17 protein-coding genes and 1 tRNA gene are annotated in these 8,821 nt (G+C 70.1%); 3 read left to right on the plus strand and 15 right to left on the minus strand.

Annotated elements, in window-relative coordinates; all coding sequences use genetic code 11:
* Positions 1-14: 14 nt before the first annotated feature.
* The 4 genes from ACEZDE_RS18975 to ACEZDE_RS18990 all read right to left on the minus strand — a co-directional run bounded on the left by ACEZDE_RS18975 (position 15) and on the right by ACEZDE_RS18990 (position 2,290).
* Entirely contained in the window at positions 15-1,016 is a 1,002-nt protein-coding gene (locus tag ACEZDE_RS18975; RefSeq protein WP_380537493.1) for a DUF932 domain-containing protein, read from the minus strand.
* A 56-nt stretch (positions 1,017-1,072) separates the two neighbouring features.
* A complete protein-coding gene (locus tag ACEZDE_RS18980) occupies positions 1,073-1,339 on the minus strand; it encodes a hypothetical protein (protein ID WP_380537494.1) in 267 nt (88 codons plus the stop codon).
* Between the two features lie 73 nt (positions 1,340-1,412).
* Positions 1,413-1,595 carry a hypothetical protein gene (locus tag ACEZDE_RS18985; RefSeq protein WP_380537495.1) on the minus strand — a complete coding sequence of 61 codons (183 nt, stop codon included), beginning with the start codon at positions 1,593-1,595 and terminating at the stop codon, positions 1,413-1,415.
* A gap of 149 nt (positions 1,596-1,744) precedes the next feature.
* The gene (locus ACEZDE_RS18990) at positions 1,745-2,290 is read right to left on the minus strand and encodes a hypothetical protein (protein WP_380537496.1); all 546 of its coding nucleotides are present in this window, start codon (positions 2,288-2,290) and stop codon (positions 1,745-1,747) included.
* Between the two features lie 171 nt (positions 2,291-2,461).
* Between ACEZDE_RS18990 and ACEZDE_RS18995 the strand changes: the two genes are divergently transcribed.
* Complete coding sequence (locus ACEZDE_RS18995) at positions 2,462-3,094, plus strand: 2'-5' RNA ligase family protein (protein ID WP_380537497.1); 633 nt, start codon at positions 2,462-2,464, stop codon at positions 3,092-3,094.
* Between the two features lie 40 nt (positions 3,095-3,134).
* Complete coding sequence (locus ACEZDE_RS19000; protein ID WP_380537498.1) at positions 3,135-3,998, plus strand: hypothetical protein; 864 nt, start codon at positions 3,135-3,137, stop codon at positions 3,996-3,998.
* Positions 3,999-4,209: 211 nt separating this feature from the next.
* Here ACEZDE_RS19000 and ACEZDE_RS19005 read toward each other — a convergent pair whose 3' ends face one another.
* The 11 genes from ACEZDE_RS19005 to ACEZDE_RS19055 form a co-directional block, all read right to left on the minus strand.
* Positions 4,210-4,683 (minus strand): hypothetical protein, encoded by a 474-nt coding sequence (locus ACEZDE_RS19005; protein WP_380537499.1) that lies wholly within the window; start codon positions 4,681-4,683, stop codon positions 4,210-4,212.
* Between the two features lie 8 nt (positions 4,684-4,691).
* The gene (locus ACEZDE_RS19010) at positions 4,692-5,147 is read right to left on the minus strand and encodes an LPD29 domain-containing protein (RefSeq protein WP_380537500.1); all 456 of its coding nucleotides are present in this window, start codon (positions 5,145-5,147) and stop codon (positions 4,692-4,694) included.
* Positions 5,147-5,470 carry a hypothetical protein gene (locus ACEZDE_RS19015; protein ID WP_380537501.1) on the minus strand — a complete coding sequence of 108 codons (324 nt, stop codon included), beginning with the start codon at positions 5,468-5,470 and terminating at the stop codon, positions 5,147-5,149. Before ACEZDE_RS19015 ends, ACEZDE_RS19010 begins: the two co-directional genes overlap by 1 nt.
* 55 nt (positions 5,471-5,525) lie before the next feature.
* A complete protein-coding gene (locus ACEZDE_RS19020; protein ID WP_380537502.1) occupies positions 5,526-5,714 on the minus strand; it encodes a hypothetical protein in 189 nt (62 codons plus the stop codon).
* A gap of 57 nt (positions 5,715-5,771) precedes the next feature.
* Entirely contained in the window at positions 5,772-5,978 is a 207-nt protein-coding gene (locus ACEZDE_RS19025; protein ID WP_380537503.1) for a hypothetical protein, read from the minus strand.
* A 118-nt stretch (positions 5,979-6,096) separates the two neighbouring features.
* Positions 6,097-6,540, minus strand: a complete 444-nt coding sequence (locus ACEZDE_RS19030; protein ID WP_380537504.1) for a hypothetical protein — start codon at positions 6,538-6,540, stop codon at positions 6,097-6,099.
* Positions 6,541-6,579: 39 nt separating this feature from the next.
* Positions 6,580-6,897, minus strand: a complete 318-nt coding sequence (locus ACEZDE_RS19035; protein ID WP_380537505.1) for a hypothetical protein — start codon at positions 6,895-6,897, stop codon at positions 6,580-6,582.
* A gap of 87 nt (positions 6,898-6,984) precedes the next feature.
* Positions 6,985-7,257 (minus strand): hypothetical protein, encoded by a 273-nt coding sequence (locus ACEZDE_RS19040; RefSeq protein ID WP_380537506.1) that lies wholly within the window; start codon positions 7,255-7,257, stop codon positions 6,985-6,987.
* A gap of 68 nt (positions 7,258-7,325) precedes the next feature.
* Positions 7,326-7,667: a hypothetical protein gene (locus ACEZDE_RS19045; protein ID WP_380537507.1), complete on the minus strand. Its 342-nt coding sequence runs from the start codon at positions 7,665-7,667 to the stop codon at positions 7,326-7,328.
* On the minus strand, positions 7,664-7,924 hold the full coding sequence (locus tag ACEZDE_RS19050) for a hypothetical protein (protein WP_380537508.1): 261 nt from the start codon (positions 7,922-7,924) through the stop codon (positions 7,664-7,666). The genes ACEZDE_RS19045 and ACEZDE_RS19050 overlap by 4 nt, the downstream gene beginning before the upstream one ends.
* A 164-nt stretch (positions 7,925-8,088) precedes the next feature.
* Positions 8,089-8,544: a hypothetical protein gene (locus ACEZDE_RS19055; protein ID WP_380537509.1), complete on the minus strand. Its 456-nt coding sequence runs from the start codon at positions 8,542-8,544 to the stop codon at positions 8,089-8,091.
* Between the two features lie 182 nt (positions 8,545-8,726).
* Between ACEZDE_RS19055 and ACEZDE_RS19060 the strand changes: the two genes are divergently transcribed.
* Positions 8,727-8,801: transfer RNA gene (locus tag ACEZDE_RS19060), tRNA-OTHER, on the plus strand.
* Positions 8,802-8,821: the final 20 nt, after the last annotated feature.

Consider the following 8,821-nt stretch of genomic DNA (forward strand, 5'->3'; position numbering starts at 1 on the left):
CAGAGTAGGTTTTGTCAGCCAGCCAGGGCGAAGTCCCGGGCGATGTCGCGGGCCAGGTTCACCGCGCGGATCTTGTGCGGGCTGGCGTCCACCAGCGACCGGGTGAACCGCGTCTCGGCGTTCTTGGCCCACTGCACGTGGTCCGACCACTCCACCGCGCCCTGGACCAGCTTGTAGGCGGAGGGCCGCATGTCGTTGGTCGGCGAGGCCAGCAGGCTCCGCAGCTGGACGCGTCGGGTCTCCACTCCGTTGACCTTGCGCACGGTCCGCTCGTGCTCGGGCGGCAGCGGGAAGAAGCGCTGGACGAACTGCTCCTCGGCCGCGGCGTCCACCCGCTGCAGCGCCAGGTGGTCCAGGACCTCCATGGTCGTGTCGAACTCGGCCCGTGCCCCGTGGACCGCGAGCCGGGCGGCCTCCAGCATGCTGCGCCAGTTCTTGGTGTGCCGGATCGTGAAGATCCGGCCGCCCTTCTTGCCGGCGGCCTGGGCCGGGCGGATGACGTTGGCGCAGTCGTAGCGCGCGAGCAGCGTGGTGGCGGAGAACGCAGCCCCGCCGGTGTGGCCGGCAGTCACCAGCAGGTGGGGGAACTGCGGGGAGAAGTCGCCCAGTACCGTGCGGCTCTCGCCCAGGTCGGCGAGGGCCCAGATCTTCTTGCCGCCCTGCAGTTCGCCCAGGCGGCGCCAGGAGATGCGGGTCTCCACGCCGATGGCCTCCAGGATCTCGCCGATGTCGTCGTGGTTGATCATTGCGAGTCCGGTGTTCACCACACCCAGGCGCTTGCCGGTGTCGGAGCGGACGCGCTGCTTGGACTCGGGTATCTCGACGTACTTCACGCCGGGCACGCCGTCCTCGATCACGATCGTCTCGTCCCACACGGGGCGGTCGATCGGCTCCCAGGTCAGGCCGGCGGACTGGCGGGCTTCGGCCCAGGTGCCGGTGAAGGAACCGCCGGACATGGTGTTCCACAGCGGTTCGTTCGCGGGGGCGCGGTTCGGGCGCTCGATGGTGATGGTCATGGTGCTCTGCTTTCTGCTCGGAGGCGGCGCGGGCCTGTGGGCCCGCGCCGGATGGCTCAGACGACGCTGTCGGCCGAGAAGGTCTGGAAGCCCAGGTCACGCAGGGCGCGGGCGGCGTCCTGGGCGGCGTAGTCGGCCGGGTGGGTCAGCGCGATGGACACCAGGCGGATCAGCGGGAACAGGCGGCCCGCGATCAGGACGCCGAACATGATCCGCTCGCCCGGGTCGACGTCGATGACGGCCGCGGCTTCGAGGACGGCCGTCCGGGCGAGCACCGCGGGGGTGTCGCTGTCCTGGACGCGCATCTGGGTGAGGTGCTGCACTGGGCTTCCTTTCCTTGCCTTCTTGATACTTTAATCCTAGATGACAGCATGGGCGGAAGCAAGTTTTCGCAGGTCAAAGGCCCAGGAAGTTTCGCCGCACCACGGCGGCCTCTCGCTTGCGGGCCTGGCGGCGGCGCAGCCGCTTGGCCTTCGCGCCGGCCTGGCCGTTGAACCAGAAGCACGTGCAGCCGTTGCGGGTGTGCCCGCACTCGCGCCGGTAGCCGGGGTTGGTGCGGCCAAGGAGCGGGGCATTCATGGAGCCCTCCGTTCAGTGGGACTGATTGATACTCAAATCCTATACAATGGGGGGCTGTTGGGCAAGTTTCCGCAGGTCAGCACCTGCTTGTGTGCAGCCGCTCCCCGACGCCGCTCGGCGAAGGGGAGCCGTGCCGCGTCCGCCCGTGGTCAGGCATACGGGAAGGGCGGCTGCTTGAACCCACCGGCACGGTCGACCAGCAGGGGGTCCAGGCGACCGCGGCGGTCCACCACGACGCCGGGCGGCAGTGCCCTGACGCCGAGGACGCTGTAGCCGGCGACGTCGTGGGCCAGGTTGAGGGCCGCCCACCACCCGGGCACCAGCCGGATCGGGTCGCGCACCCCGGCCAGAGCCTCGGTCAGCGGATGCCCCTGGGGGACCTCGGTGCGCTCCATCAGGCGATTCAGCGCGTCCCTGTCCAGCTCCAGCCTGTCGAGCACGGACACGAGCGGCGTCAGACCCACCGATGACCCGTCAGCCGCCCCCAGCCCCTCGGCACGAGCCGCGTCGCAGAGGGCCGCGGTCAGCAGAGCCTCGGCAAGGCCCACGACCGCCGGGCCCAGGCCAGGCTGCCGCCATGCCGCAGCGTGCGCCTCCCGGGACCAGTCCATCATCTGAACCGCCCAGGCGTGGCAGGCCGACCAGACATCCCCGAACGCCCCGCCCACCGCTGCTTCCGCCTGCCCGCTGTTCACGGCCTGCCCCCCGTATCCGCTCGAACCGCCCGTCAGTGCCCCGCACGCTACCGGCACTCCCGGCGCGGACGACCTCCTTCCCGCTACCCGGCGCGACCCCGGACCAACCGGATTCCTCGGTTTGACCGACCGGCACCCACCGGCCGATACAGGTCGCTACGGTGTGCTTCCATGAAGTCCTTCGTCTTCCAACGGGCTGCCTCGGACTGGGCCACTGAGACCGAAACGCTCCTGCACGTCTACGCCTTGATCGACTTGGACCGCCACCGGCAACTGGCCGGCCTGCTACGCGGATGCCGGGAAGCCACGCAGGACTTCCCGCTGACCTTCGTCGAGGACCGCTGGCTGCACATCACGCTCGACCAGATCCCCGACAAAGCCGCCGTCGACATTCCGGAGCCCGAGCGGGAACAGCTTCGGGCCGAGCTCGCCAGGCGCCTTGGGGACTTCCCGGCCTTCGAGGTGACGATCGGTTCCGTCCTCAGCTACCACTCCGGTCTGATCGCGGACATCAGCCCCGACGACCAGCTCGACGCACTGCATGAAGCGGTCCACGGCGCGATCCGCGACCTGCGCGGCGAAGCGGCAGCGGCCTACCCATGGTCTGCCCAACATTTGACTTTGGCCTACGCGAACGGCGAGGCCGACTCCGATGAAGTGCAGCGCCGTCTGCGGCGGGTCAGGCCCAGCCACGCGCCACTACGGATCGACTCGGTCCACATCGTCGACGTCGCCGCCGACGCCTTCGCGAAGACGATCACCTGGACGGACCTGGCCGAGATCCCTCTCGGTCGCGCTGCCTGATCCAGGATCGCACGGCGATTCCCGAAAGGAAGGCAGACAGATGACCGCGTGGGAGATAGCCGAGAGCGCGAGCAGGGCCAAGGGGCCGTCCGCCCCCAGCGAGGACAGACTGACCCTCGCCACCAGCGGGTGGATCGCCGCTATCGACGGCGCCACCGATAAATCCGGCAGGGACTACGGTGGGATGACCGGCGGTGCCAGGGCCGCTGACTGCGTCGCCGAAACCCTGTCCTCGCTCCCGGCCGGCACCGCGCCCGCCGAGGCGGTCGCCCGCATCACTCAGGGCCTGGCCGATCTTCGCGCCAAGTGGGACATCCCGCTGGACGACCCGGTCGCCCCCAGCGCCGTCGCCGCCGTTCTCGTACCGGACCTGGAACTGGTCTGGCGGGTCGGTGACGTGCACATCGCCCTGCGCACCGCGGACACCTGGACGTACCACGCGGCCGGCAAAACCGTCGACGACGTACTGGCCGGTGCCCGCGCCGCCTACCTGCACTGCCTGCTGGCGTCGGGGCGCACCGCGGACGAACTCGCCGACACGGATCCGGGCCGCGCGCTCATCCTGCCCGTCCTGGAGCAGCAGGGACGGCTGGCGAACCAGAGCGGCCCCTACGGGTACGGGGTGCTCGACGGAACGAGTGTCCCCGAGTCCTACGTCGAGGTGTTCCCCCTCGCCGGGGTCGAGGAAGTCGTGCTCGCCACCGATGGCTACCTGTCCGCGGCCCCGGCCCTGGATGCGGCGGAGAGCGCCTTGGCGCTGTCCCTGTCCGAGGACCCGCTGCGGATGACCACCCACCCGGGAACCAAGGGCGTCAAACCCGGAGCCTCCTCCTTCGACGACCGCACCTACATCCGGCTGCTGCGCCGCACCGGAGCAGCAGGTCCTGCGACCGTGGAAGCCTGAGCGGGGTCAGCGGCGCGCGAGGCGCCGGCCGGTCGACGCGACAAGCCCCGCTGCTCCTCCAACCAGGCCAGCAGCTCCGGCGAGGGGTCCAGGTGGGCGTTCCAGCACCTCGGGTACCAGCAGTCGAACCACTGCCCTCCCCACCGCTGCTCCGGGCTGGGGTCCTCTATGGGCTGCATCGTCCCGTGGCCGGCAGGGCACGGCGGGCCGCTCACTGCTCCACGTCCTTCCAGTGCGTGGCCGCCTGGACCAGCACGGACCGGATCTGCTCGACCGGGACGTGCATCCGTGATCCGGAGACCACGTCGGTGGCCTCCACCGACTGGCCGTCGACGTACACGGTGTGGACCTGCGCGGGGGACACCGGCTGGCCCGGGTGGTCGACCAGCTCGACCTGGACGACCAGGCGCTGTCCGATCTCCAGGGCGTTCAGCCGGTCCCGCAGTCCGGCGGCGGTGATCGGCGACCGGCGGTAGAGCGGGGCCTCGACGGGCACGGTGAACCAGTAGTCCCGGCCGGTCTCGGTGTCGTCGCACTCCAGGGTCACCGTGCCCAACGCCGGTGCGACGTCGGCGTCGGCGCGCATCTCGAACGTCCTCACCCCGAAGGACATACCGGGGCCGCAGGGCAGCCCGGCGTCGGCGAACGCGAACCAGTCACCGGCGCGCAGTTGCTGCGGCGGCACGGGCCGGCTCACTGCTCGCCGCCGGGGCAGCGGGCGGGCATGACCACGTCGTAGGCCAGGGCGAGGATCTGCGAGGTGCCGAAGTCGGCGCGCACGTAGTGGCCCTGCGGGGTGCGGAACGAGTCGGCGTAGTCGGCCGGGTCGGCGTCGCCGTGGCGCACCCGCCACCAGCCCTCGGCCTCGGCCAGGGACGCGGGCGAGGCGTCGTGGCGCAGGTTGACGCCCTCCAGCGGGTTGGGGCCGGTCCGCGGGCCGCCGACGGTGGCCAGTGTCAGGGTCTCGGCCTGCTTGAGGGCGTCGGTGATCTCCCGGACCTGGGTGGTGGAGGGCCCGTCGGTCCAGGCGACCAGCGGGAAGTCGCCGCGGCGCGCGGAGACGGTGAACTCGGTTCCGGGGAACGCGGCTGCCAGGGTCTGGCGGATGTGCCGGTTCACCTGGGCGGTGGTCAGGTTGCTGGTGGCCATCAGTCGTTCACCCACCCGAAGAACAGCCAGGTGCGGTTGCCGGACCGCCGGCGCGAGCTCTCGGCGGCCGGGGTGCCGGTGTCGATCTGGATGGCGCCGGCCGGACCGAGGTCGCTGTACTGGCCGCGGGGGTCCTCCATCAGTCGGGTGGCTTCGGCCTGGGCGAGGGCCAGGGGCATCGGCCGTTCGGCGGCCAGTTGGTAGGCGTCGCCCTTGGTGTCGGCGTTGTAGCCGCCCTCGTTCCAGTCGGCGTGCCGGGCCGCCTTCCAGGCGGCGGCGACCGTGGGGCCGGTGGCCGTGGTGGTGAACTGGTGCGCTCCCATCGGTGCGCACCTCCTCTCTTGTAGGTGGCCGTGCCCCGGGTGGGGCGCGGCGGGGTCAGAACTGGTCGTACAGGTCGCGGGGGTCGGGTCCGAGGGGCGAGTAGTAGCCCTCGGCGGCGCGCAGCCAGGCGCCCTCGGCCCAGATCTCGGCTTCGGTCTCGGCTCGCTGGTCCAGCAGCTCGGCGTGGTCTTCGGCGGAGACCGTGGCCGCTATCTCGTCGGGGGTGAACAGGCTGCGCGTCACGGTGCGGTCCTTCGGGTCGGGCGGTGCGGGGACCGGCCGGGCCCCGCACCGGGGCGGTCAGGAGAACTGGGGGTGCCCGCTGAGCCGGGCGATGGTGTTCAGCGCGTCGACGGCGTTGCCGAACCAGTCGGGCGTCAGGCTGCCGTCATCGACGCCGGCGACGATGCCCTGGGCCTCGTCCTTGATCAGCTGGCCTTCGGGCTTGGCGGTGTCGATGCCGTCCGCGTACTCCGTGAGCCGGTCCAGAACCATTCCGATGTTCACTGCCGCACCTTCCCCTTGCTTCCTTCTTGATACTTTAATCCTAGCTGACGATGCACACGGAAGCAAGTTTCAGCAGGTCAGAGCCTGTACGGAGGGCGGAAGTCTCCAGCGCTTGCGGTCAGCAGAGATCCCCGTGCGGGGCGACCAGTGTGACCTCGCGGGTACGGCCGTCGGCCGCCCGCTGGACCAGTACGGTCGAATTGTCCATGTAGTTGATCGTCTTCACGTCGACCCACCCGGGGTCCACCTCGCGCAGCTGGTGCAGGATCTGCCGGTAGCGCTGCTGGGCCGCGACCATGGCGTCCCAGGTCGGCAGGTCGAAGGCGTAGCGGCGCGAGCCGCCGTACTGGCGCTGGTGGCGCCAGGGGTCGGCGTCGGAGCCCAGGTAGGCGGTGCCGACGGTGCGCCGGACCCCGCCGGGGTAGTTGATGATGCCTTCGGCGATGGCCCAGCGCAGCATGGTCATGGCGTCGGCGAAGTGCAGGTCCGGTGCGGTGCGGATCTCCTGCTTGCCGTCGACGATCCAGTTCACGGGGCGTCCGGCGACGGTGTACCTGGCCACGGCGTTCCTCCTTCGGTTCAGCGGGTTGGGTCGGGTGGGTCAGCAGCCGCAGGCCGGGGCCTTGACCATGAAGCAGTCGGGGCAGGTGGCGTCTCGGACCTTCTTCGCGGCGGCGGCGTTTCGGGCGGCGCCGATCCGGGCGTTGTGCGCCGCGGCTTCCTGATTGCGGACGGCAGCAGCCCTGGCGTACTCATCCTCGGCGCGGGAGCGGGCCAGCCACTCCCGCGCCTCCAGTTCCCGCCGCTGGTCGGCGGGCATTGCGGCCCTGGCCTGGGAGTCGGCGATGAAGTCCAGGACGCCGGCGCGTCGGGCGGAGTCGATGATCTGGTCTACGGTGATGGCGGTCCTGGCGTTCACTGCGCTTCCCTTTCCTTGCCTTCTTGATACTTTAATCCTATGTGATAGCGACGGCGGAAGCAAGTAGAGACCCCCTTTGGCCTGGGGTTATACCAGTCCCAGTGCCGCCTGGCAGGCCCGCAACTGATCCGGGGTTGCCTCCAGTGCGAAGGGCGCCTGGGGCGTGGCACCGGACACCTCGACCCCGCAGATCCAGACCGCGCACTCGCGCTCGTCCAGCTCCACCAGCTCGACCCAGTAGCGGTGCCCGTCGGCCGCCACCCAGGAGGTCAGGTACCCGACCCCGTCCGGGCTCGGCGTCCAGTGGCCCTTGGCGGCGGCGGCGAAGACCTCGTCGGCGATGGCAGAGGGAACAGTCACGGCGTCTCCTTTACTTTTTGATACTCTAATCCTAGATGACCGGGTCAATGGAAGCAAGTTTCCGCAGGTCAAAGCATCCCTTGCCGCTGCATTGCGGCGAGTAGGTCCGCGGCGTACTGCCGAGTGCCACCCATCACCGAGACCGCCTCCTCCCATCGGCCGGCCGCAGCCAGCAGGTGTCCGCGGCGGGCGCCCTGCTCGATCCGCCCCGCGTACCAGGCCACCCACGACGGCAGTGCGGGGTCGCAGGCGCCAAGCTGGACGGCCATGTCGTAGGCGTCCAACTGGGCCCGGCGACCGGTGGCGTACTGCGGCTGCCGGTCGGGTTCCGCGCCGAGAGCCGCGATGGCGCGGGCGACCAGGTCGGTGATCTCGTACGCCACCGTCGTGGCCGCCAGGTCGGGGGTCACCGGCCGGCCGCCGCGGTCCACAGCGCCCGGTGCTGCTCCTGGGTGGCGTGGACCCGGTGGACGTTTTCGCTTCCGCCCCAGCCCTCGGCGCCGTCGATGCAGGCCAGGTAGCGGCCGGACTCGTCCAGGGTGAGCCAGTAGAAGTAGCCGTCGGAGGCGGAGACCTGGGCGCGGTAGCCGAGGTTGGTCAGCGTCCAGCCGCACTTGGCGGCCTTGGCGAAGACCTCGTCGGCGACGGCGGGGGCGATAGTGAGCACGGGCTTCCTTTCTTCAACCTTCTTGATACTTTAATCCTAGATCAGAACGAGCCGAAAGGCAAGTTCTCGCAGCTCAAAGGCCGGTCGCCCCGGAGTCGGCCGGAACCCCGCCCCGGAGGGGTGCCCGCGCCGTCGCACCGCGGGCACCACCTCCGAACGGCCCGTCAGAACAGTTCGACCTCCTCGAAGTCCGGCGGCGGCGGGGGCGGGCCCGGCACCGCACCCAGCTCCGGCACGACGATGCCGGCGGCGGCGAAGTAGCCGCCCAGCATCGAGCGGTGGCACCAGTTGCCCCTGCCCTTGTCGGTACGCGCGAGCTGCTCGAAGCACATCAGCACCAGCGGCGTGGTCGGCGAGGCGTTGACCGCCTGGTGGATGCGCCACGCCTCGGCGGCCGACACCTCCAGTTCGCGCCGCCAGATCTCGGAGAACCGCTCCTCGTACCGCTCCTTCGGCAGCGACAGCATCGGCCGGGTGGGCATGAAGCCCTCGATCTTCCACGGCAGGGGGTACCGGATGTAGCGCGGGAAGCCCGTGGAGATGCGCACCGGCACCCCCATCTCCTCGCGGTACTCGGGGAACGAGCACGTCGCCAGCGGCGGGAATTCAGGGATCGCCATAGAGGCCCCTCCAATCTGTTGATACTCAAATCCTATATGTGATGGGTCGCAATAGCCAGTTTCCGCAGGTCAGGAAGCCGGTAGGTTCAGACAGCCCCAAACCGGTCATACACATACGGAAGCCATCACACTGCTACAGTCCCGACACGCGGCCATCCTTCCCCCCGGGATGCCCGCGTCCTGCGCCGGTGGTGACAACGACAGCACGACCCCATGCCTGTGGGTAGGTTCAGGTTCAACTCCTGGCCGGCGCTCCAACACCCGCCCCTGGGAGGCA

The sequence above is a fragment of the Streptacidiphilus cavernicola genome (assembly GCF_042510955.1).
GTDB classification, from domain to species: Bacteria; Actinomycetota; Actinomycetes; order Streptomycetales; family Streptomycetaceae; genus Streptacidiphilus; species Streptacidiphilus cavernicola.